At 65.1% G+C, this 23,551-nt stretch carries 19 protein-coding genes; 8 read left to right on the top strand and 11 right to left on the bottom strand.

Translation table 11 applies throughout. From position 1 onward, the window contains the following. Window positions 1–74 precede the first annotated feature (74 nt). From UB43_RS03830 to UB43_RS03805, 6 genes are all read right to left on the bottom strand, one after another. Window positions 75–1,061 carry an alpha-L-glutamate ligase-like protein gene (locus tag UB43_RS03830; protein WP_045208555.1) on the bottom strand — a complete coding sequence of 329 codons (987 nt, stop codon included), beginning with the start codon at window positions 1,059–1,061 and terminating at the stop codon, window positions 75–77. 3 nt (window positions 1,062–1,064) lie between these two features. Next, window positions 1,065–2,597, bottom strand: a complete 1,533-nt coding sequence (locus UB43_RS03825) for an inactive transglutaminase family protein (RefSeq protein ID WP_045208554.1) — start codon at window positions 2,595–2,597, stop codon at window positions 1,065–1,067. A 4-nt stretch (window positions 2,598–2,601) separates the two neighbouring features. Beyond that, complete coding sequence (locus UB43_RS03820; RefSeq protein WP_045208552.1) at window positions 2,602–3,144, bottom strand: ATP-dependent zinc protease; 543 nt, start codon at window positions 3,142–3,144, stop codon at window positions 2,602–2,604. 272 nt (window positions 3,145–3,416) lie between these two features. Next, a complete protein-coding gene (locus UB43_RS03815; protein WP_045208550.1) occupies window positions 3,417–4,310 on the bottom strand; it encodes a DUF2950 domain-containing protein in 894 nt (297 codons plus the stop codon). A gap of 10 nt (window positions 4,311–4,320) precedes the next feature. Next, window positions 4,321–5,964: a DUF3300 domain-containing protein gene (locus UB43_RS03810; RefSeq protein ID WP_045208547.1), complete on the bottom strand. Its 1,644-nt coding sequence runs from the start codon at window positions 5,962–5,964 to the stop codon at window positions 4,321–4,323. Between the two features lie 155 nt (window positions 5,965–6,119). Continuing rightward, window positions 6,120–6,938 (bottom strand): pyruvate, water dikinase regulatory protein, encoded by an 819-nt coding sequence (locus tag UB43_RS03805; RefSeq protein ID WP_017516884.1) that lies wholly within the window; start codon window positions 6,936–6,938, stop codon window positions 6,120–6,122. A gap of 166 nt (window positions 6,939–7,104) precedes the next feature. Between UB43_RS03805 and ppsA the strand changes: the two genes are divergently transcribed. From ppsA to UB43_RS03765, 8 genes are all read left to right on the top strand, one after another. Beyond that, window positions 7,105–9,474, top strand: a complete 2,370-nt coding sequence (ppsA, locus tag UB43_RS03800) for a phosphoenolpyruvate synthase (protein ID WP_045208540.1) — start codon at window positions 7,105–7,107, stop codon at window positions 9,472–9,474. Between the two features lie 65 nt (window positions 9,475–9,539). Next, window positions 9,540–10,514, top strand: coding sequence for an alpha/beta fold hydrolase (locus tag UB43_RS03795; protein ID WP_045208538.1), 975 nt, complete (start codon window positions 9,540–9,542; stop codon window positions 10,512–10,514). 96 nt (window positions 10,515–10,610) lie between these two features. After that, the gene (gene rraA, locus UB43_RS03790; RefSeq protein WP_045208535.1) at window positions 10,611–11,099 is read left to right on the top strand and encodes a ribonuclease E activity regulator RraA; all 489 of its coding nucleotides are present in this window, start codon (window positions 10,611–10,613) and stop codon (window positions 11,097–11,099) included. 101 nt (window positions 11,100–11,200) lie between these two features. Beyond that, the gene (locus UB43_RS03785) at window positions 11,201–12,199 is read left to right on the top strand and encodes a zinc transporter ZntB (protein WP_045208533.1); all 999 of its coding nucleotides are present in this window, start codon (window positions 11,201–11,203) and stop codon (window positions 12,197–12,199) included. Window positions 12,200–12,253: 54 nt separating this feature from the next. After that, window positions 12,254–12,502: a hypothetical protein gene (locus tag UB43_RS03780; protein WP_017516812.1), complete on the top strand. Its 249-nt coding sequence runs from the start codon at window positions 12,254–12,256 to the stop codon at window positions 12,500–12,502. 2 nt (window positions 12,503–12,504) lie between these two features. Next, window positions 12,505–13,329, top strand: a complete 825-nt coding sequence (locus UB43_RS03775) for a mechanosensitive ion channel domain-containing protein (RefSeq protein WP_045208529.1) — start codon at window positions 12,505–12,507, stop codon at window positions 13,327–13,329. 73 nt (window positions 13,330–13,402) lie between these two features. Next, window positions 13,403–13,993 carry an RNA polymerase sigma factor SigX gene (gene sigX, locus UB43_RS03770; RefSeq protein WP_045208526.1) on the top strand — a complete coding sequence of 197 codons (591 nt, stop codon included), beginning with the start codon at window positions 13,403–13,405 and terminating at the stop codon, window positions 13,991–13,993. Between the two features lie 109 nt (window positions 13,994–14,102). After that, entirely contained in the window at window positions 14,103–15,161 is a 1,059-nt protein-coding gene (locus UB43_RS03765) for an OmpA family protein (RefSeq protein ID WP_045208524.1), read from the top strand. Window positions 15,162–15,228: 67 nt separating this feature from the next. Here UB43_RS03765 and cobA read toward each other — a convergent pair whose 3' ends face one another. The 5 genes from cobA to UB43_RS03740 form a co-directional block, all read right to left on the bottom strand. After that, complete coding sequence (cobA, locus tag UB43_RS03760) at window positions 15,229–15,966, bottom strand: uroporphyrinogen-III C-methyltransferase (protein WP_045208521.1); 738 nt, start codon at window positions 15,964–15,966, stop codon at window positions 15,229–15,231. A gap of 36 nt (window positions 15,967–16,002) precedes the next feature. Further along, complete coding sequence (locus UB43_RS03755) at window positions 16,003–18,717, bottom strand: nitrate reductase (RefSeq protein ID WP_045208520.1); 2,715 nt, start codon at window positions 18,715–18,717, stop codon at window positions 16,003–16,005. 35 nt (window positions 18,718–18,752) lie between these two features. Beyond that, window positions 18,753–19,082, bottom strand: a complete 330-nt coding sequence (nirD, locus tag UB43_RS03750; RefSeq protein ID WP_045208518.1) for a nitrite reductase small subunit NirD — start codon at window positions 19,080–19,082, stop codon at window positions 18,753–18,755. Window positions 19,083–19,138: 56 nt separating this feature from the next. Then, window positions 19,139–21,589, bottom strand: a complete 2,451-nt coding sequence (gene nirB, locus UB43_RS03745; RefSeq protein WP_045208515.1) for a nitrite reductase large subunit NirB — start codon at window positions 21,587–21,589, stop codon at window positions 19,139–19,141. A 275-nt stretch (window positions 21,590–21,864) separates the two neighbouring features. Further along, window positions 21,865–23,535, bottom strand: coding sequence for a bifunctional protein-serine/threonine kinase/phosphatase (locus UB43_RS03740; RefSeq protein ID WP_045208512.1), 1,671 nt, complete (start codon window positions 23,533–23,535; stop codon window positions 21,865–21,867). Window positions 23,536–23,551 lie beyond the last annotated feature (16 nt).

Below are 23,551 nucleotides of genomic sequence, written 5' to 3'. Positions count from 1 at the left end.
CGCGCATGGCGCGCTCCTACAGCCTGAATGAAAAAGCCCGGCATTTGCCGGGCTTTTTCATGGAGCAGTGCGACTCAGACTTCCTTCGGATGCACATGGCCGAAGAGTTGCTGGGAGAAGCGCACGCGCTCTTCCACGGTCTCCTTCACGCCCTTGGCTGCCAGCTCGGCGATATGCGCCTCGACGGCATGGGTGCGCAGGGTCAGGCCGCAGTCGTTGGCGATCTGGATGTTCAGGCCGGGGCGGGCGTTGAGCTCGAGGATCAGCGGGCCCTTGTCCTGGTCCAACACCATGTCCACGCCGATGTAGCCCAGGCCGCACAGCTCGTAGCAGCCGGCGGCGAGCTTCATGAAGCCGTCCCAGTTGGGCAACTGCACGCCGTCCACTGCGTTGGTGGTGTCCGGGTGCTTGCTGATCTTGTTGTTCAGCCAGGTGCCGCGCAGGGTCAGGCCGGTGGCCAGGTCCACACCCACGCCGATGGCGCCCTGGTGCAGGTTGGCCTTGCCGTTGGACTGGCGGGTCGGCAGGCGCAGCATGGCCATCACCGGGTAACCCATCAGCACGATGATGCGGATGTCCGGCACGCCTTCGTAGCTGATGCTCTTGAAGATCTGGTCCGGGGTCACCCGGTACTCGATCAGCGCGCGGTCGCGGTGGCCGCCCAGGGAGTACAGGCCGGTGAGGATGCTCGACAACTGGTGCTCGATCTCCTCATGGCTGATGATCCGCCCGGAGACTGTCTTGTAACGCTCCTCGAAGCGGTCGGCGATCACCAGGATGCCGTCGCCGCCGGCGCCCTGCGCCGGCTTGATCACGAAATCGCTGCGCTCGCCGATGATCTCCGGCAGGCGCTCGATCTCCTTCTCGGTGGAGATGATCCCGTACATTTCCGGTACGTGGATACCCGCCTCGAGGGCGCGCTCCTTGGTGATGATCTTGTCGTCGACGATGGGGTACAGGTGCCGCTGGTTGTACTTCAGCACGTAGTCCGCATTGCGTCGGTTGATGCCCATGATGCCTTTGGCTTCCAGGGCTCTCCATCGCTTGATCAGGCCGAACATGGCTTAGTCCTTGAGGAAGGCTTTGAAGCGGAACAGTTCGGTCAGGCGGTAGCCGCGGTAGCGACCCATCGCCAGCATGAACGACACCAGGATCAGCAGCACGGCCGGGAAGGTGAACACGAAGTACACCAGCTCCGGTACGCGCATCAGGATATGTGCCAGGGCGGCGGCGAACAGGGTGCCGATGGCGGCCTTCATGGCGTGGGCGGCGCCGCGCTCTTCCCAGGTGATCGACAGGCGTTCGATGCTCATGGTCAGGATCACCATCGGGAACAGGGCGACCGACAGGCCGCTCTCGAAGCCGAGCTTGTGGCTGAGCAGGCTGATGGCGGCGATCATCACCACCACGAAGGTCAGCACCACCGACAGGCGTGGCAGCATCTGCAACTTCAGGTGTTCCAGGTACGAGCGTAGCGACAGGCCCAGCGCAGTGATCACGGTGAACAGGCCGATGCCCCACTGCAGGCCGGTTTCGCGGAAGGCGAGGGCAATCAGCACCGGGGTGAAGGTACCCAGGGTCTGCAGGCCGATCAGGTTGCGCAGGACCAGGATCACCAGCACGCCGAAGGGGATCATGATCATGATCTGGAAGGTCTGCTGGGTGGACAGCGGCAGGCCGTACAGCGAGTACTCGAGGAAGGCCGCGTCGGTGTTCTCGTCCGACAGCTTGGCCAGGCGGATGGCGTTCATCTCGCTGCTGTTGAGGCTGAAGCTGACCTGGGCCTTCTTGCCGCCTTCGATGGACAGCAGGCTCTCGTCACCCAGCCACCAGATCAGGCGGTCGTTGGGCAGGCCGCGTTCGCCGGTTTCCGGGTTGAAGTACAGCCATTCCTTGCCGTTGTAGCTGCGTAGCCAGAGTTCGGGCTGCTGCGGCTGGTTGGCGAGCAGGCGGATGGTGTGCACGCGCTCCAGCGGCACGTGGGCCACGGCGAGCAGGGTCTCGACCACGTGGGAACGCTTGTCCAGGCTGGTGTCGCCGGCCAGCAGCAGTTTCACGTTGTCATCGTTGAGGTTGTTGGCGCGCTTGATGGCTTCGCTGACAAAGGTCTCGACGTCCGCCGAGTGCTGGCGGATGGGCGCGATCAGGGCTTCGGCGGCGATCTTGTCCGGGCCTTCGAGCGGCAGGCTGTCGCGGAAGATCGGGCCCTTTTCCTTGGCCTTCTCGCTGGCGCCGGCGTAGCGCTTGGTCAGTACCAGGCGGTAATACAGTGTCTGCTGGCCGGTGGCGCGGCGCGAGGACCAGGTGACCTTGCGGTTGCCGTCCGAGCGGTTGATGCCCACGCCGTAGTTGTTGGAGACGAAGCTCTCGTTGAGGCTGACGTAATCCTGGGTCAGCGGCGGCACGAACATCTGCACCTTCACCGGAGTCTTCGGCGTGGCGACGAACTCGACCTTGGCGTCGATGTTCCACAGGTCGTCGGTCTCGGCCTCGGTCATGGGGATGCCAAGGACGAAGATCTGGTAGGCGGTGATCGCGACGCCCAGCGTTAGCAGGATGGCGATCAGGACCTTCAGATGCAGGGTAAGAGAGCGCATGGGATTACTCGGCAGGTTTCGCTACGGGTTGGCAGCCGGGCTTGCCGGCGGCGTATTTCAGGCTCGGGTCGACCAGGGCGCCGAAGCGCTTGAGCGCGTCGGAGCCGATCAGAAGCGGGTATTGGAAGGCGCTGCGGTCGGTAAGGTTCACTTCGATGGTGCGCAGGGCCTTGCCCATGCACAGCTGAAGCTCGATGACCGGACGCGCGGTGTAGGCCTTGCCTTCGTCGGGGTCGTAGTCGCCGTGGCGGCGCTTGATCTTGCTGATGCGCGCCAGGGGTTTCTCGATCGGCTGGCTGTCGGCGGTATCGGTGGCCAGGTAGAAGCGCACCCAGGTCTCGCCATCGCGCTTGAAGCGCTTGATGTCGCGGGCGCTGAGGGAGGCGGTCTTGGCCCCGGTGTCGAGCTTGGCGGCCAGTTCGATGTCCAGGTCGTTGATCCGGGCGTATTCGTTCAGGCCATAGACGGTCTTGCCGGCAGCGGCGCTGATGCCGGGAAGCAGGACGATGCTCAGGAAGAGGAGCAGGGCTGTGGGCTTGAGTCTCATGGGCCTTGATGAGTGAGTGGCCGCAAAGCCTTGAAAAGAAACGCCCCGGTCGTCACCCCATGTGGCTGTGGCCGGCATGCCGGCCGGCGTGGCCTGGTGACGCCAGGCAATAGCGCGCCGAATTCTACCATGTGGTTTTTCGCTGGCGACAGTCGGTTGGCGCGTTGGCAGGGTAATTGTTTCAGGCTCGTGACAGGCCTGTGCGGGCCCGCCGAATGGCGGGCTCTGCCAGAACCCGTCCGACCGCCAGGCGGCCGGACAGGTTCAGTCACTCAAGGCTTTTCCTCCTCGGCGGTGACCTCGGTCCAGCTGCTGTCCGGGTCGAAACGACTCATCTTCTTGGCGATCTTGTCGCTCTCCGGGCCGAGGTTCTTGGAGAATATCTCGCCATCATGGCTGATCATGAAGCTCATCACGCCGCTGTCGCCGTATTTCACCGGCCAGGCGACGAGGGCGAAGCCGCGGGTCATCCGGCCGCCGATCAGGTAGTCGTAGGCGCCACCGGGTGCCGAGGGGCCTTGGGCGGTGAGGATGCGGTAGTGGTAGCCATGCCAGCCGTCACCCGGCAGGTCGTCGCCGAACAACGGGCCGAGCGGGCTTTCCTCGCCGCCTTCTTCCTCCGGCCAGTACAGCCCGTCGTGGTGCCCGTCGCTGCTGACGAACTTCTGGGCGTACTCCAGGACGCCGTCGCCGTTGCGGTCCACCTCGGCGTAGTCCATCTGCGCATCGTGATAGGCCTGTACGGCCTCCAGCGTCGACTCCTCGTTGCGGCCGATGCGGCGAATGCGGATTTCCTCGCCGCCGGCCTTGGCGTTGAAGGCCCAGCCGTTCTTGTCGTGGACGATCGGCAGGGGCAGGGTCCAGGGGTCGTTGCCGACGACCAGGTGGGCGAGGTGAGGGTTGTCCTTCTCGATCTGGTGCTTGTCCTTGTAGTGGGCGAGGAAGGCGTCCACTTCGTCCCGGTCGATGCCGGCGGTCGGTATATAGCTCTGCCAGTCCTTGCCCAGCAGCGCGGTCAGGCGTTCGGGGTCGGCCTTTTCGGTGCCGAGCGCGGCGATGAAGGCGTCGGCGGCCGCGTCGGGGGTGGGGAAGCTGTCCTGGGCCAGCAGGCTGGCGGGCAGGGCGGCGAGGAGGGCGAGCGCCAGCAGGCGCGATGCGATGGGCATGGCTCGACTCCTAGCGACGCCGGCCGCCGCCGGAGGGCGCGCGGGCAGGACGTTGGACGGTGTGACCGGCGCGGGCGGCCTGCGGGCGGCTGGCGGCGGCGCGGCTGGCTTGCCCGCGGTTGGCGAACTCGCGGGATTGCCGTGGGTTGTTGGCGCCGGCGAAGGCGTTGTTGCGCGGGGCCTGGGTTCGGGCGTGCTGCTGGCGGGCCTGCTCGCGGATCTGCTGGTTGTTCTGCGTCCGCGGCCGTTGCTGCGCCTGGTTGCTGCGGTTCTGCACCTGGTTCTGGGCGCGCTGGCGGTTTTCCGGCGTGCGCTTCAGCTCGCGGGTGGCGGCCTGCGCCCGATCACGGGCCTGGACGTTGTCGCGGTTGCCTTGCTGCAGACGCTGCTGGGCTTGCGGGTTGTCCCGCAGGTCGCGGGTCGCCGCCTGGGCGCGCTCGCGGGCCTGGGCATTGTTCGCCGCGGGCGGGGCGATGCCGCGTTGAGTCAGGCTCTCCCTGGCTTTCGCGCGCTCCTGGGTGCGTGTCGAGTCGAATCCGCGCAGGGCATCGCGCTGCTCGCCCCCGGCCAGCCGGCGGTTGAATTGCTCGCGGCTGGCGGAGTCGCGGTAGGGCACGCCGTTGCGGTAGGTCGGGTTGTGCTGCCACTTGGTCCGGTTGCCGTTGACGTTGCGGTTGCTGTTGAACTCGCGGTTGGTGTTGACGTTGCGATTGCTGTTGAAGTTGTTGTGGTGCTCCACGTCGACGTCGATCTCATGGTCGTCCCAATCGCAGTCGCCCCACAGCGAGCCGACGATGGCAACGCCCGCACCGAACGCCAGGCCGGTGGCCAGCGCCGTGGCGACGGGGTATTCGGGCGGCGGCGGGTAATAGACCGGCGGGCTGGCGGGATAGGGCCAGGAGCCGTAGACCTGCGTGGGGTTGTAGCTGGGCACGTAGACTACCTGCGGATCAGTGGGCTCGATGATGATCGTCTGCGCCGGTGCCGGTTGCTGCACCACCACGGTGTCGCCACCGGAGGAGGGCTGCGCGGGGGCTGGCTGGGCGGCCGGCTTGATGGTCACGGTCTGCTGCTCGTTCGACTGCAGGTTGCCGGCAGCCTGGGCCTGGCGACGCAGGCGCTGGATCGAGTCCATCACTGCTTCGGGCTGGGCGAGGAAGGCATCGCCGACGCGCTGCACCCAGACCGGGTCCTGCCCCAGAGTGGCGAGCACCAGCGGGAAGGCGACCAGCGACTGGACGCTCGGGTCCCACGGCTGGTCGGCCACCTGTTTCACCGCATCGTCACCGAGTGCCTTGGGATGAGCCTTCGACCAGGCTGCGGCATCGGCTACGTTGCCGGGGTAGGTGGTGGCCATCAGCACCTGCGCCAGCAGCGAGTCGGGATACAGCGCCAGCGGCGCGAGCATCTGGTCCAGTTCCTCGACGCTGAATACCGCCTGCGTGGGCGCGGCAGCAGGCGCGGCCGGCGCGGGTGCGGCGGCGGGAGGCGGCGCAGGTGGTGCTGGTGGTGCTGGTGGGGGAGGGGCCGCCGCGGCGGGCGGGCTGGCGGGTGGCGTGGCGGCCGTGGCGGTCTTGGCGACGGGCTTGTCGCCCGAATCGCAACCCGTCAAGGCCAACAAGGCGACCAGAATCAGGTACTGACATTCTCGCATGGCGCTCTCCTGTGCCGGGAATGCCCGATCCGTGAAAACTGCCACGGGTAAAACGCGGGTTCAGAGAATGATAGGCGCCCGAATGAAAGGCTGCAGAAAGTCGAACGGCCGGTGATGCCGGCCGTCGGTTGGGGGGATTTCTTCGCTGTGGCCGGTTACTTTAGCCGGCGTTCGACGCCCTTCTCGACGAGAATCTTGGCGGAGATCTCTTCCACCGAGAAATGGGTCGAGTTGATGTAGGCGATGTTCTCGCGGCGGAACAGGTTCTCCACCTCGCGAACCTCGAATTCGCACTGGGCGAAGCTGGCGTAACGGCTGTTGGGCTTGCGCTCGTGGCGGATGGCGGTGAGCCGGTCCGGGTCGATGGTCAGGCCGAACAGCTTGTGCTTGTAGGGCTTGAGCGCGTTGGGCAGTTGCAGGCGCTCCATGTCCTCTTCGGTCAGCGGGTAGTTCGCCGCGCGGATGCCGTATTGCAGGGCCATATAGAGGCAGGTGGGCGTCTTGCCGCAGCGCGAGACGCCGACCAGGATCAGGTCGGCCTTGTCGTAGTAGTGGGTGCGGGCGCCGTCGTCGTTGTCGAGGGCGAAGTTCACCGCATCGATCCGCTCCATGTAGTGCGGGTTATGGCCGATGCTGTGGGATTTTCCGACGGAATACGACGAGTCTGAGGATAATTCTTGCTCGAGCGGGGACAAAAAGGTCGAGAAGATGTCAATCATGAAACCGTTGGATTGCGCCAGGACCGAACGTATCTCACGATTGACGATGGTATCGAAGATGATCGGTCTTGCTCCGTCCGCCTCCGCAGCCCGGTTGATTTGCTGTACCATGACGCGCGCTTTTTCTTCGGTATCGATGTAAGGTCGCGTCAGTTTGGTGAAGTTGATGTTCTCGAACTGCGCCAGAAGGCTCTGGCCGAGGGTTTCGGCAGTGATGCCGGTGCCGTCGGAAATGAAGAATGCAGTTCGTTTCATGTGCGCTGCGGGCCTTATAGGTAGGATCGAATCCTGGTTATGATAGGCCCCGCGTTTGCAAGGCCCTTTGCCGGGGCATTCTCACCCATTTTTCCGGCTCCGGCCAGACAGGGTGGGGCCGCACCGACTTGTATGACCTTTTCCAACACTTAGTGGAGAGATCACCTTGGTAGAGTACGTAGTTTCCCTCGATAAGCTCGGCGTCCATGATGTCGAACATGTGGGGGGCAAGAACGCATCCCTGGGCGAAATGATCAGCAACCTCGCCGGTGCCGGCGTTTCCGTACCGGGTGGCTTCGCCACTACCGCCCAGGCCTACCGTGACTTTCTCGATCAGAGCGGCCTGAACGATCGCATCCACGCGGCCCTCGACGCCCTGGACGTGGACGACGTCAACGCCCTGGCCAAGACCGGCGCGCAGATCCGCCAGTGGGTGATGGACGCCGAGTTCCCCGAGCGTCTGGATGCCGAGATTCGCAAGGCCTTCGCCGAGATGGCCGGCAGCAACGACAACATGGCCGTGGCCGTGCGTTCCTCCGCCACCGCCGAAGACCTGCCGGACGCTTCCTTCGCCGGCCAGCAGGAGACCTTCCTGAACATCCGCGGCGTGGATAACGTGATCCGCGCGGCCAAGGAAGTCTTCGCCTCCCTCTTCAACGACCGCGCCATTGCCTACCGCGTACACCAGGGCTTCGACCACAAGCTGGTCGCCCTGTCCGCCGGCGTGCAGCGCATGGTCCGCTCGGAAACCGGCACCGCCGGCGTGATGTTCACCCTGGACACCGAATCCGGTTTCCGTGACGTGGTGTTCATCACCGGCGCCTACGGCCTCGGCGAAACCGTGGTGCAGGGCGCGGTGAACCCCGACGAGTTCTACGTCCACAAGCCGACCCTGGAAGCCGGTCGCCCGGCCATCCTGCGTCGCAACCTGGGCAGCAAGGCCATCAAGATGATCTACGGCGAAGAAGCCAAGGCCGGCAAGTCGGTCAAGGTGGTCGACGTGGAGAAGGCCGATCGCGCCCGCTTCGCCCTGTCCGACGCCGAAGTGATCGAGCTGGCCAAGCAGGCCCTGATCATCGAGAAGCACTACGAGCGTCCGATGGACATCGAGTGGGCCAAGGACGGTGACGACGGCAAGCTGTACATCGTGCAGGCCCGTCCGGAAACCGTGAAGAGCCGTTCCAGCGCCAACGTGATGGAGCGCTACCTGCTCAAGGAAAAAGGCAAGGTTCTGGTCGAAGGCCGCGCCATTGGCCAGCGCATCGGTGCCGGCCCGGTGAAGGTGATCCACGACGTTTCCGAGATGGACAAGGTCCAGCCGGGCGACGTACTGGTTTCCGACATGACCGACCCGGACTGGGAACCCGTGATGAAGCGCGCCAGTGCCATCGTCACCAACCGTGGAGGTCGTACCTGCCACGCCGCGATCATCGCCCGTGAACTGGGCATCCCGGCAGTCGTCGGCTGTGGCAACGCCACCGCGGCGCTGAAGGATGGCCAGCGCGTGACCGTCTCCTGCGCCGAAGGCGACACCGGCCTGATCTACGAAGGCGAACTGGGCTTCGACGTCCGCCAGAACTCGGTCGACGCCATGCCCGACCTGCCGTTCAAGATCATGATGAACGTCGGCAACCCGGACCGCGCCTTCGACTTCGCCCAGCTGCCGAACGAAGGTGTGGGCCTGGCCCGCCTGGAATTCATCATCAACCGCATGATCGGTGTGCACCCCAAGGCGCTGCTGAACTTCGCCAGCCTGCCGGCGGACATCAAGGAAAGCGTCGAGAAGCGTATCGCCGGTTACGACGATCCGGTCGGCTTCTACGTCGAGAAGCTGGTCGAAGGCGTCAGCACCCTGGCCGCCGCTTTCTGGCCGAAGAAGGTCATCGTGCGTCTGTCGGACTTCAAGTCCAACGAATACGCCAACCTGATCGGCGGCAAGCTCTACGAGCCGGAAGAAGAGAACCCGATGCTCGGCTTCCGTGGCGCCTCGCGCTACATCAGCGAATCCTTCCGCGACTGCTTCGAGCTCGAATGCCGCGCGATGAAGAAGGTCCGCAACGAGATGGGCCTGACCAACGTCGAGCTGATGGTGCCGTTCGTCCGCACCCTCGGCGAAGCCTCCCAGGTCGTCGATCTGCTGGCCACCAACGGTCTCAAGCGTGGCGAGAACGGCCTGCGCGTCATCATGATGTGCGAGCTGCCGTCCAACGCCCTGCTGGCTGACGAGTTCCTCGAGTTCTTCGACGGCTTCTCCATCGGCTCCAACGACCTGACCCAGCTGACCCTGGGCCTGGACCGTGACTCGGGCATCGTCGCGCATCTGTTCGACGAACGTAACCCGGCGGTGAAGAAGCTGCTGTCCAATGCCATCCAGGCGTGCAACCGCGCCGGCAAGTACATCGGCATCTGCGGCCAGGGCCCGTCGGACCATCCGGACCTCGCCAAGTGGCTGATGGAACAGGGCATCGAGAGCGTGTCGCTGAACCCCGACTCGGTCCTTGATACCTGGTTCTTCCTCGCCGAAGGCCAGTCCTGACGGTTCCTTCTCCATCCTGAGAAGGGCGGGTGATTTCACCCGCCCTTTTTTATGCAAGCGATTCCATGCAAAGCAGCAGTCAACTCTTTCCCGTCGCGCTAGTCAGCGCGGAATTGCGTGGCGACCTCACCGAGGACGTCTACCGCCTCAAACCGAACAACAGCCCGGACTCCAGCGTCGAGCTGGCGGTCACTCGTCTCGGACGTCCCGAAGGACAGCGCGGCGTGCCGGTGATCCTGTTGCACGGCAGCTTCTCCAATCGGCGCTTCTGGTTCTCGCCCAAGGGTATTGGCCTGGGCGCGTATCTGGCGCGAGCCGGCTTCGATGTGTGGATCGCCGAGATGCGCGGCCATGGCCTGTCACCGCGCAACGAGGACTACGACCTCAATCGTGTCGCCGATTACGCCCGCTTCGACCTGCCGGCCATTGCCAGCTTCGTGGTCGAGCAGAGCGGCCAGGCACCGCATTGGGTCGGACACTCCCTGGGTGGCGTCACCCTGGCGGCTGCACTGGGCGGCGGCTACCTGGACGAGCAGCAGGCGGCCAGCGCAGCACTGTGCGGCAGCCAGATCAGTCGCACCTACTGGCCGTTGAAGCTGCCGCCCGTGGCCTGGGGCGGGCGCTTTCTGCTCAAGCGCATGGGGGGGCTGTCCGGCTCGCGGCTCAAGCGCGGTCCGGAGGACGAGCCGCTGGGGCTCGCCCTGGAGGCCCTGCACTGGTACAGCCTGTTCGGCCGCTTCGGCGAGAAGGACAACGACTGGTGGGGCGGTTTGCAGCAGGTTTCCCTGCCGGTGCTGGCCATCGGCTCCGACGGTGATATCCAGGACCCGGCCTGGGCCTGCCGCAAGTTGCTGGAGCAGTTCGGCTCCGACGTTCGGCAGTTCCTGCACCTGGGGCGGCGCCAGGGCTTCTCGGAAGATTTCGGCCACGTCGAAATGCTGATCAGCAAGGGAGCCCAGCGTGAAGTCTGGCCGCTGCTGCACTACTGGTTGGAGCACAGCGGCTTGCCGGAAGGGCAGGGGGCTCTGGCGCAGGCTTGAGCTTGGCGCGGCAGGGAGTAGACTGTGACGCCATTGCGGCTTTCGGTCACATCCAGGCCTGGAACCCTGCCGGATTTCATCAAGAGGAGCTTCTCCATGCATTACGTCACCCCCGATCTGTGCGATGCCTACCCGGAGCTGGTCCAGGTCGTCGAGCCGATGTTCAGCAACTTCGGCGGGCGGGACTCCTTCGGTGGCGAGATCGTCACCATCAAGTGCTTCGAAGACAACTCGCTGGTCAAGGAGCAGGTCGAGATGGACGGCAAGGGCAAGGTGCTGGTGGTGGACGGTGGTGGCTCGCTGCGCCGCGCGCTGCTGGGCGACATGCTGGCCGAGAAGGCCGCCAAGAGCGGCTGGGAAGGCATCGTGGTGTACGGCTGCATCCGTGACGTCGACGTGATCGCGCAGACCGACCTGGGCGTGCAGGCGCTGGCCAGCCACCCGATGAAGACCGACAAGCGCGGCATCGGCGACCTGAACGTGGCTGTGACCTTCGGTGGCATCACTTTCCGCCCGGGCGAGTTCGTCTATGCCGACAACAACGGCATCATCGTCTCGCCTAAAGCGTTGAAAATGCCGGAATAATTCGAACCTTCCAGCTAAAGTTCGGGTCAATGCCGGAAGCGAAAGCTTCCGGCATTTTTCATGGGGCCTCGCGACAGCGACCTTGAGCGAAGGAAAAGGGCATGCAGCAGTACGAAAGCGGCACGGAGCGCGGACTGATCGACGGCTTCGTGCTGGACGGTCACGGTGGCGGCCGGCGGATCAGTCGTAGCGAGTTGCCGCTGCTGGATCTCAAGCCCGAGGAAAGCCTCTGGGTGCATTGGGATCGCGGTGTACCCGAAGCCCAGTTCTGGCTGCGCGAGTCCAGCGGCCTGAACGAGTTCGCCTGCGACCTGCTGCTGGAAGAGGCCACCCGTCCGCGCCTGGTCGATCTGGGGGGCGAACGCCTGCTGCTGTTCCTGCGCGGGGTCAACCTGAACCCCGGTGCGGTGCCCGAGGACATGGTCTCGCTGCGGGTCTATGCCGAGTCTCAGCGGGTGATTTCGCTGCGGCTGCGTCCGCTCAAGGCGGTAGCCGACCTGCGCGCCGACCTGGATGCCGGCACCGGTCCGAAGACCGCCTCGGAAGTGGTGTTGTACCTCGCCCACTATCTCACTGACCGCGTCGATACCCTGATCGGCGGCCTTGCCGACCAGCTGGACGCCATGGAAGAGGCCATCGAGGAAGACGAGCGCAGCATTCCCGATCAGCACCAGCTGCGCACCCTGCGACGACGTGCCGCGGGGCTGCGCCGCTACCTGGCGCCGCAGCGGGAAATCTACTCGCAGATGGTCCGCTTCAAGGCGTCCTGGACAGTGGTCGACGACGCTGACTACTGGAACGAGCTCTACAACCGCCTCACCCGCAACCTGGAAGAGCTGGAGCTGGTGCGCGAGCGTATCAGCCTGATCCAGGAGGCCGAACATCGTCGAATTACCGAGCGGATGAACCGCACCATGTATCTGCTTGGTATCATCACCGGCTTTTTCCTGCCCATGAGCTTCGTGACCGGTCTCCTGGGTATCAACGTCGGCGGCATTCCCGGCTCCAGCGCACCCTACGGCTTCGCCGTGGCCTGCCTGGTGATCCTCGGGATAGTGGCTTTCCAATGGTGGATCTTCCGCCGCATGCGTTGGCTCTAGGTGTGACTTTTGAGCGGGTGGGGGCGTCAAGCACCTCACACAGGCGAGGTGCGTATGCACGACCCATTTGAAGAATCCTTGCGCGATCTGCTGCGAATGCCCCCGGAACAGCCGGGAGACGACTCGCGCCTGGATCGCGTCCTGAAGACCGCCAACCGCCAGGTGGGCGCGGGCGATCTGTTCAGCCTGATGGGGCACTGGTTCCAGGCCCTGTCCATTGGCGTGAGCCGTGGCGCCGCGCACCTTGCACCCGTCTCGCGCCACGCGCAGAATTCCGCCCCTTCCGCTGACAAGGCCGACTGAACATGCAATTCGACATCTGGACGCAAAGCCTGCTCACCGCCATGAATACCCTGTGGGGCAAGCTGGCCGGGTTCATCCCGAACCTGCTCGCTGCACTGGTGATCGTGCTGCTCGGCTTCGTCGTCGCCAAACTGCTCGATGCGCTGCTCTCCAAGTTGCTGGCCAAGCTCGGCCTCGACCGCCTGATGGCGGGTACCGGCCTGACCAAGCTGCTGGCCCGTGCCGGCATCCAGGTGCCGGTCTCGACGCTGATCGGCAAGATCATCTACTGGTTCGTGCTGCTGGTGTTCCTTGTCTCCGCAGCGGAATCTCTCGGCCTGCAGCGCGTCTCGGCGACCCTGGACATGCTCGCGCTGTACCTGCCCAAGGTGTTCGGCGCGGCGCTGGTGCTGATCGTCGGCATCCTGCTCGCCCAGTTGGCCAACAGCCTGGTGCGCGGCGCTGCCGATGGCGTCGGCCTGGAATACGCCAACGGCCTCGGCCGCGTTGCCCAGTGGCTGGTCATCATCATCAGCATCTCGGTGGCCATCGGCCAGCTCGAGGTCAAGACCGACCTGCTGAACTACATCATTGCCATCGTGCTGATCACCATCGGCCTGGCTGCCGCGCTGGCCCTGGGTCTGGGCAGCCGCGAGGTGGCGGGGCAGATCATTGCGGGCATCTACGTACGGGAGCTGTATCAGGTCGGACAGCAGGTGAAAGTGGCTGATGTCGAAGGCATCATCGAGGAAATTGGTACCATCAAGACTATCCTGCTGACTGATGAGGGTGAGCTGGTGTCGATCGCCAACCGCATCCTGCTCGATCAGCGTGTAACCAGTCGCTGAAGATGATGACCGATTACCGGTACGGCTTGCCGAAAGCCGCGCCGGACGCTGACTTGACCTGGCCCGACCCGACTTGAACAAGCCGCAATCACTGTCCTTGCGCTATGACCCGCGCCAGCTCACCGACGAGGAGCTGGTGGAGCGTTCCCACGAGGAGCTCTACCACGTGACACGGGCCTATGAAGAGCTGATGCGCCGCTACCAGCGCACGCTCTTCAACGTCTGCGCGCGCTATCTGGGTAACGACCGGGACGCCGATGATGTGTGTCAAGAGGTCATGCTCAAGGTGCTGTATGGTCTGAAGAACTTCGAGGGCAAGTCGAAGTTCAAGACCTGGCTGTACAGCATCACTTACAACGAGTGCATAACTCAGTATCGGAAGGAACGGCGCAAACGCAGATTGCTCGATGCGCTGAGTCTGGATCCAGTCGAGGAAGCCTCTGAAGAGAAGGCTCCGAAAGTCGAAGAACGGGGTGGGCTAGACCGCTGGCTAGTTCATGTCAATCCCATTGATCGGGAAATCCTCGTGCTCCGATTTGTTGCGGAACTGGAGTTCCAGGAAATCGCCGACATCATGCACATGGGGCTTAGCGCCACGAAGATGCGCTACAAACGTGCACTCGATCGAATGAGAGAAAAGTTTTCGAATGTGACGGAATCTTAGTCCGGGAAATATTGTCTCTCTTTTTGGCAAGTTCTGATAAACTTGCCACCCAAGTTGTACGGCCTATGGTTAGGACAACTTATTGACCACCAAGATGGGGATTTAACGGATGAAACTGAAGAACACCTTAGGCGTCGTAGTTGGCTCGCTGATCGCCACCGCCGCTGTCAATGCCTTCGCTCAAGGCCAGGGCGCCGTCGAAGTCGAAGCATTCGGCAAGCGCTACTTCACCGACAGCACCCGCAACATGAAGAACGCGGACCTGTACGGCGGCTCCGTTGGTTACTTCCTGACCGACGACGTCGAGCTGGCTCTGTCCTACGGTGAGTACCACGACGTACGTGGCACCTACGAGACCGGCAACAAGAAGGTCCATGGCAACCTGAGCACTCTGGACGCCATCTACCACTTCGGCACTCCGGGTGCTGGCAACCTGCGTCCGTACGTTTCCGCCGGCGTTGGCCACCAGAGCCTGACCAACATCAACTCCGACAACGGTGGCCGTCAGAACCTGACCATGGCCATGGTTGGTACCGGTCTGAAGTACTACTTCACCGAAAACTTCTACGCCAAAGCCAGCCTCGACGGCCAGTACGGCCTGGAGAAGCGTGACAACGGTCACCAGGGCGAGTGGATGGCTGGCCTGGGCGTCGGCATGAACTTCGGCGGCGGCGCCAAGCCGGCCCCGGCTCCCGAGCCGGTTGCTGAAGTCTGCTCCGACTCCGACAACGACGGCGTCTGCGACAACGTCGACAAGTGCCCGAACACCCCGGCCAACGTCACCGTTGACGCCAACGGCTGCCCGGCTGTTGCCGAAGTCGTTCGCGTTCAGCTGGACGTGAAGTTCGACTTCGACAAGTCCAAGGTTAAAGAGAACAGCTACGCTGACATCAAAAACCTGGCTGACTTCATGAAGCAATACCCGTCCACCTCCACCACCGTTGAAGGCCACACCGACTCCGTCGGCACCGACGCCTACAACCAGAAGCTGTCCGAGCGTCGTGCCAACGCCGTTCGTGACGTACTGGTCAACGAGTACGGTGTTGAAGGCGGCCGCGTAAACGCTGTTGGTTACGGCGAGTCCCGTCCGGTTGCTGACAACGCAACTGCCGAAGGCCGCGCTGTTAACCGCCGCGTAGAAGCCGAAGTGGAAGCCCAAGCCAAGTAATTGGTCTGAGCTGACGAGAAAAACCCGGCCTAGGCCGGGTTTTTCTTTGCCCGCAGGAAAGTGCGCGTCAGGCCGTGCGAGCCAGGATTGCCTGTTGCGAAGCGGCGGCGACTTCGCCGATCACCAGGATTGCCGGGCTCTTCAGGGCGAAGCGCTGGGCGTCAGCCAGCATCTCGCCCAACTGACTGCGGTATTCGCGCTGGGCGGGCAGGGACGCGTTCTCGATCATCGCCACTGGCGTGCAGGCAGTCATGCCACCTTCGAGCAGGCCGTCGTGGATTTCCGCCAGTTTCGCCACGCCCATGTACACCACCAGCGTCGTACCGCCTTCGGCCAGGCCGCGCCAATTCAGTGGGCTGTCGTCCTGGGTGTGCGCGGTCACCAGGGTCACGCCCCGGCTGACGCCACGCAGGGTTACGGAGATACCGCACTGGGTGGCGGCTGCCAGCCCGGCGGTGATGCCGTTGACCAGCTCGCAGTCGATGCCGCGCGTCGCGAGCCAGTCGGCTTCTTCGCCGCCACGGCCGAAGATGCACGGGTCGCCGCCTTTCAGGCGTGCCACGCGGCGCCCCTGGCGGGCGTAGCGCAGCATCAGGCGGTGGATGAAGTCCTGGGGGGTGGAGCGGCAACCGCCGCGTTTGCCGACGGAAATCACCCGTGCGGAAGGGCAGTGCTCCAGTACCGCCGGATTCACCAGGTCGTCGATGAGCACCACGTCGGCCTGGGCCAGGGCGCGGACTGCCTTCAGGGTCAGCAGCTCCGGGTCGCCGGGGCCGGCGCCGATCAGCCAGACTTTTCCACTCATGTCGTTCTCCTCAGGCTGCCGTCTTCGCGGCTGGATTCAGGCGGTCGTGGCCAGCGGCGTCTGAGCCAGCAGGCGCTTGATTTCCGGTACGCAGGAGCCGCAGGCGGTCCCGCACTTGAGTTCGCATTTCAGGCCTTCCAGGTCCAGGCCCCGGTCGATCCCGGCCTGGATGCGGCTCTGGCTGACGTTCAGGCAGTTGCACAGTGTCTTGTCCGCTGTCGCGCCGGCTTTGCCCGGGGCGGCACTGAGCGGTGCGAGCAGCCAGCGACGCAGTTCCTGATCGGCGCGGCCTTCCTTCCATGATTCGCGCAGCCACGCGCGGGCGGCGGTTTCGCCGGCCAGGCGCAGCGACACGATTCGCGATTGTTCGATGCGTACGCGCTTTCCAACGGTGCGGCGCGGGTCGTCATAGGCCATGACCGGGCCGTCGCCGAGGTCGAGCAGGGCATCGATGCGGGCCAGCCACTCCGCGCTCGGCGCCTCGACGTGCGCGGCACGAATCACCAGCGCCGGGCGCTCACGGCCGGTGGGGCTGAAGCTGGCGTAGCGCAGAACTTCGAACAGCGGGCGCAGGGCATCGAAGCGCTTCTGCACCTCACCTTCCACCAGGGCGAAGAACTGCCAGGGCAGCTCAATGCGGCTGACTTCAACGGTGGCATGTTTCAGCTCGGGTTGGCGGGACAAAGGGTCCACCGCCGGCAGGGTCAGCACATTGATGCCCAGACCCTTGAGGTAGCGGTCGCCCCAGTGCATTGGCAGGAAGGCCTGGCCGGGGCGCAGGCGATCATCAGCCTGCACCGGCAGCACCAGTTCGCCGCGGCGGCTGTGCAGGCGCACCAATTGGCCGTCGCTGATGCGCCGGCGGCGCAGTTCGTCCGGATGCAGGCCGAGCACGGCTTCTTCCACGTGGCCGAACAGTTGTGGAGCCGTGCCGGTACGGGTCATGCCGTGCCATTGATCGCGCAGGCGACCGGTGTTGAGGATCAGCGGGTAACGCGCGTCACGTTTTTCCTTCGGTGCGCGGTAGGGCTCGGCGATCAGCCGGGCGCGGCCATTGGCGGTGGGGAATTGTCCGTCGCCATACAGGCGCTCGGTGCCTTGCTGCGTGCCGGCGCGGAGCGGCCATTGCTGTGGCCCACGGGTGTCCAGCAGCGCGTAATCGATGCCGGACAGGTCAAGATCACGTCCACGGGTCAGCAGCTTGTATTCATCGAACAATGCGGACGGTGAGCCGAAGTCGAACAGGCTCCTTTCGCCAGGGCGCAGTCGTTGCTCCAGGCGGCGGGCGAAGTCGCAGACGATGCTCCAGTCCGCTCGCGCCTCGCCGATTGCGGCAATGGCCGGGCGCACGTGGCTGATGCGGCGTTCGGAGTTGGTTACCGTGCCTTCCTTCTCGCCCCAACTGGCGGCCGGCAGTAGCAGGTCGGCGTACTGGCAGGTCTCACTGGTGCTGAAGGCTTCCTGGACGATGACGAAAGGACAGGCGGCCAGGGCTTCGCGCACGCGGGTCTGGTCCGGCAGTGATTGGGCGGGGTTCGTGCAGGCGATCCACAGGGCCTTGATGCGCCCGTCGCGCACGGCGTCGAACAGTTCGATGGCACTCAGGCCGGGGTTCTCCGGCAATTGCTCGATGCCCCAGTAAGCCGCCACTTCGGCACGATGTTTGGCATTGGCGGCCTCGCGGTGGCCGGGTAGGAGGTTGGACAGGCTGCCGGTCTCGCGGCCGCCCATGGCGTTGGGCTGGCCGGTGAGGGAGAAGGGACCGGCGCCGGGGCGGCCGATCTGCCCGGTGGCCAGGTGCAGGTTGATCAGCGCGCTGTTCTTCGCGCTGCCGGCGGTGGACTGGTTCAGCCCCATGCACCAGAGCGAGAGGAAGGCGGGCGACTGGCCGATCCACTGGGCCGCGCGCTGCAGGTCATCGACGGCGATGCCGCAGATTTCCGCCACGGCCAGCGGGCCGTAGTCGCGCACCAGGGCCTTCAGCTCCTCCAGGCCTTCGGTGTGGGCGTCGACGAAGGCGCGGTCGATCCAGCCTTCCCAGAGCAGGATGTGCAGGATGCCGTGGAACAGTGCGACGTCGGTGCCCGGCAGGATCGCCAGGTGCAGGTCGGCCTGCTCGGCGGTGTCGGTGACGCGCGGATCGATGACGATCAGCTTCATCTCCGGGCGCCGCGCGCGGGCCTCTTCCAGGCGGCGGAACAGCACCGGGTGGGCGTAGGCCATGTTGCTGCCGGCGATCATCACGCAATCGGCCAGCTCGATGTCTTCGTAGCTGCAGGGCGGGGCGTCGGCACCCAGGCTGCGCTTGTAGCCGACCACTGCCGAGGACATGCACAGGCGTGAGTTGCTGTCGATGTTGTTGGTGCCGACCAGGGCGCGGGCCAGCTTGTTGAAGGCGTAATAGTCCTCGGTCAGCAGTTGGCCGGAAACGTAGAAGGCCACGCTGTCCGGCCCGTGCTCGCGAATGGTTTCGGCGAAGATGCCAGCGGCATGCTCCAGGGCGGTGTCCCAGTCGGTGCGAGTGCGCGACAGGCCCTTGCCCAGGCGCAGCTCCGGGAACTGTGCGCGGGCATCCGCATCGCCGGTGAGGTGCAGCGTCGATCCCTTGCTGCACAGGCGGCCGAAGTTGGCCGGATGTTGCGGATCGCCCTGCACGTTCAGGATGCGCTCGTCGTCGTGTTCGATCAGTACACCGCAGCCCACGCCGCAGTAGCAGCAGGTGGATGCGGTAGTGCGACGGTTCTGGGTCATGGCGCAGCCTCGCTCTGAATCGGAAGCAGGGGGGATCAGGCGCAGTGGGCGAGGCTGTCGCGCAGGGCCAGCAGCACGCGGCCCTCCTCGACCTTCACCTCGTGGCGATGGGCGCAGCCCTGGTCGGGGGCCACGGCCTCGCCGCTGGCCAGTTCGATCTGCCAGTTGTGCAGCGGGCAGGCCACGCGCTTGCCGTAGATCAGGCCTTGGGACAACGGGCCGCCCTTGTGCGGGCAGCGGTCGTCGAGGGCGAAGACCTCGTCATCGGAAGTGCGGAAGATCGCGATGTCGCCCTTGGGGCCGGCGATGACGCGCGAGCCCAGCGGGTTGATGTCGTCCAGGGCGCAGATGTCTAACCAGTTCATGGGGTGTCTCCGGCAATCGGGTAGTAGGGGCCCCGATGGAGGGGCCCGGCGGGCACTCAGGCGGGTTCCGCCTGCTTCAGGGGAATCCGTTCGAATTCCTTCTTCAGCGGTTGCTGGGCGATGCGCTCCTGCCATGGGTCCTGCTCCAGCGACAGGGAGAACTGCAGGCGGGCGTTCAGCGCCTTGCGGTTGTCCGCGTCCTCCAGTACCGCCTTCTTGATGCGCTCCATGCCGACGCGCTGCAGGTAGTGCACGGTGCGTTCCAGGTAGAAGGCTTCCTCGCGGTAGAGCTGGAGGAAGGCGCCGCTGTACTCGCGGACTTCGTCGGAGGTCTTGAGCTTGACGAAGAACTCCGCGACCTCGGTCTTGATCCCGCCGTTGCCGCCGATGTACAGCTCCCAGCCCGAATCCACGCCGATGATGCCGATGTCCTTGATGCCGGCCTCGGCGCAGTTGCGCGGGCAGCCGGAGACCGCCAGCTTGACCTTGTGTGGCGACCACATGTTGAACAGGTCGTGCTCCAGGTCGATGCCCAGCTGGGTCGAGTTCTGTGTACCGAAGCGGCAGAATTCGCTGCCCACGCAGGTCTTCACGGTGCGGATGGACTTGCCGTAGGCGTGGCCGGAAGGCATGTCCAGTTCTTTCCAGATGGCCGGCAGGTCGTCCTTTTTCACGCCCAGCAGGTCGATGCGCTGGCCGCCGGTGACCTTGACCATGGGCACCTGGTACTTGTCGGCGACGTCGGCGATGCGGCGCAGTTCGGCGGCGTTGGTGACGCCGCCCCACATGCGCGGGACCACCGAGTAGGTGCCGTCCTTCTGGATGTTGGCGTGGGCGCGTTCGTTGATCAGGCGCGACTGCGGATCGTCCCTGGCTTCGCCCGGCCAGGTGGAGATCAGGTAGTAGTTCAGCGCCGGGCGGCAGGTGGCGCAGCCGTCCGGGGTGCGCCAGTCCATGAAGCGCATGGCGGCGCTCAGGCTGACCAGGTGGTGCTCGCGGATGGCCTGGCGCACCTGGCCATGGTTCAGATCGCTGCAGCCGCAGATGGCTTTCTCGCTCTTGGGCTTCACATCCGCCGCGCCGCCCACGGTGCTGATCAGGATCTGCTCCACCAGCCCCGCGCAGGAGCCGCAGGAGCTGGCAGCCTTGGTGTGCTTCTTCACCTCGTCGACGCTGAACAGGCCGTTCTCCTGGATCGCCTTGACGATGGTGCCCTTGCACACGCCGTTGCAGCCGCAGACTTCCGCCGTGTCGGGCATGTTCGCCGCGCTGTTCTGGCCCTGGTGGCCGACGTCGCCGATGCTGCTCTCGCCGAACATCAGGTGGTCGCGGATTTCGCCGACGTTGTGGTTCTCGCGGATCTGCCGGAAGTACCAGCCACCGTCCGCGGTGTCGCCGTACAGGCAGGCGCCGACCAGCACGTCGTCCTTGATCACCAGCTTCTTGTACACGCCGCCGATGGGGTCGGAGAGGGTGATGGTCTCGGTGCCTTCGCCGCCCATGAACTGGCCGGCGGAGAACAGGTCGATGCCGGTGACCTTGAGCTTGGTGGAAGTCACCGAGCCCTGGTAGCGGGCGAAGCCGAGCATGGCCAGGTGGTTGGCGCAGACCTTGGCCTGCTCGAACAGCGGCGCCACCAGGCCGTAGGCGATGCCGCGGTGGCTGGCGCATTCGCCCAGGGCATAGATGCGCGGGTCATAGGTCTGCAGGGTGTCGTTGACCAGGATGCCGCGGTTGCAGGGCAGGCCGGTCTTCTCCGCCAGTTCGGTGTTGGGGCGGATGCCAGCGGCCATCACCACCAGGTCGGCGGCGATCACTTCGCCGTCCTTGAAGCGGATGGCGCAGACGCGGCCGCTGCCGTCGTCGATCAGCTCTTCGGTGTGGGTGTTCAGGCGAAAGTGGATGCCGCGCGATTCCAGCGCTTCCTGCAGCAGCTTGCCGGCGGTGCGGTCCAGCTGGCGCTCCAGCAGCCAGTCGGAGAGGTGCACCACGGTGACGTCCATGCCGCGCTGCTTGAGGCCGTTGGCCGCCTCCAGGCCGAGCAGGCCGCCGCCGATGACCACTGCGTGGCTGTGGGTGCCAGCGGTGTCGATCATGGTCTGGGTGTCGGCGATGTCGCGGTAGCCGATCACGCCCTGCAGGCGGCTGCCCGGCACCGGCAGGATGAAGGGGTTGGAGCCGGTGGCGATCAGCAGGCGGTCGTACTCGGCCTCGGTGCCATCTTCGGCGTAGACCTTGCGGCGATGGCGGTCGATGCGGGTGACCTTGCGATTGAGCAGCAGGCGGATGCCGTTCTCGCTGTACCAGTTGAGGTCGTTGAGGACGATGTCCTCGAAGGCCTGCTCGCCGGCCAGCACGGGGGAGAGCAGGATGCGGTTGTAGTTGGGGTGGGGCTCGGCGCCGAACACGGTGATGTCGTAGAGGTCCGGTGCGATCTTCAACAGTTCTTCCAGGGTCCGCACACCGGCCATGCCGTTGCCGATCAGTACGAGCTTGAGCTTTTTCATGTCAGGGCTCCGTCACGCAAAGCTGAAACACGGAAAACAAAAAAGGCGTCCCGCCGGTTACCCAGCGAGGACGCCTTTGTCCAAGTCCCGATCGATCGGGAAGTGCGAGCCTCTTCGTTGAGGGACGCGCTTTTGTAGATTGTTGAAACGGTTATTGCAGGGGTTGTGCCAACTTGCTCGGGTCCCGGTTTCCGGGGCTTTCACGTGGATCGCCCGATGAATCACCGTTTTTGCTGCACTGCGGTGATGCGTTCTGAGCCGATCTGGTGCGCGCCTCAGCCCTGGTGCAACAGCCAGAGCAGCAGCCCCAGGTTGCTGGCCAGGGAGGCCAGGGCGATGCCGCGCCAGACCCGCAGCGGTTCGCGCTCCAGGAGTGGGCGCGGGCGCGCCGGGGCCTGCCGTTCGCCTTGTTCCAGGGCCAGCAGGCATTCCTCGGCGGTTTCGAAGCGTTGCTGCGGCTGGGCGGCGATCAGCTTTGCCAGCCAGTCGTCGAGCCAGGCCGGTACGTCCGGGCGATAGCGGCTGGCCGGGGCAGCCGCGCCGAAACGCGGATGCTGGAAGGCTTCGATCTCGCCATAGGGATAATGACCGCAGAGCAGTCGATACAGCGTGACACCGGCGGCGTAGAGGTCCTGGCGGGCATCCGGTGGCGCGCCCTGGAAGGATTCCGGCGCCAGATAGCTCGGGGTGCCGGGCAGGTCGTGCGGGTCTTCCTGCGACAATCCGGGGCAGTAGGCGAGGCCGAAGTCCAGCAGGCGCAGTTCGCCGTCGTCGGCCCAGTGCAGGTTTTCCGGCTTGATGTCGCGGTGCAGGATGTTGCGCCGGTGCAACTGGCCCAGGCCGCGCAACAGGCGCTGGGCGAGGTCCAGCCAGTCGGGCAGGTTCGGCGGGCCGTTGAGTTTCAGCTGCTCGTCCAGCGTCTGCCCCGGGTACTCACGCATTACGTAATAGAGGTGCTGGCGCTGCGGCAGGCTGTGCAGTTCGGGGAAGTAGCGGCCCTGCACCCGGCGCAGGAACCATTCCTCCAGCAGCAGCGCCTGGGCGGCTTCCGGAGAATCGCGCAGCGCTGGTGGCAGGGTCTTGAGCAGCCAGGGGCGATTCTGTCGGTCGCGTACGCGGTAGATCAGCGACTGGCGGGACTGGGCCAGCTTGCCTTCGACCTGCCAGCCCTCGAATTCCTGTTCGCCCCGCAGGGTAGGCGGCGCGGGCCAGTGGTCGAGTTGGGCGAGGGCGTCGCCGAGGCTCGCGGGTGGCAGTTCGTCCACCTGCAGGAGCAGGGCGCTGGCGTTGTCCTGGCTGCCTGCCAGGTGGGCGGCGCTGACCAGTGCGTCGGCGCAGGCCTGCAGGCTCTGTGCGTCCTCCAGCAGGCGCTGGATGGCGCTGTCGCCCAGGGTGGCCCAGATGCCGTCGCTGACCAGCAGGAAGCACTGTCCGGCTTCCAGCTCGCCGTCGCAGTAGTCCACCACCAGATGCTGGTCGAGGCCCAGCGCGCGCTTGAGTACGTGCTGCATACCGGGCTGTTCCCAGACGTGGTCCTGGGTCAGGCAATCCAGGACACCTGCGTGCCAGCGATAGAGCCGGCAGTCGCCGACATGGGCGAGGGTATAGCGCCGGCCACGCAAGACCAGCGCAGTGAGGGTGGTGAGCAGCGGCTGGCCGCCGCCGTTGGCCTGCAGCCAGCGGTTCTGCGAGATCAGCAGGCGGTCGAGGGCCTGGGCGACGGCCCAGGTCTCGGGGGTGGCGTAGTAGTCGGCGGCCAGCGCCTGCAGGCTCAGCCGCGCGGCCAGGCCGCCGTCGGCGCAATGGCTGACGCCGTCGGCGATGGCAAACAGGTGCCCCTTGCTGGCGGCCAGCCCGGCGGGCGGGGTAACCACCCGCAGGGCATCCTGGTTCTCGTCGCGCGGGCCGGTGGCGCTGGCCTGGGCGAAGCTCAGGGTCAGGCTCATGGTTTCTCCCTGTAGG

Origin of the sequence: Pseudomonas sp. 21 (assembly GCF_000955805.1) — a bacterium.
Taxonomy (GTDB): Bacteria; Pseudomonadota; Gammaproteobacteria; order Pseudomonadales; family Pseudomonadaceae; genus Pseudomonas.
This window is presented reverse-complemented; position numbering and strand designations above follow the sequence as displayed.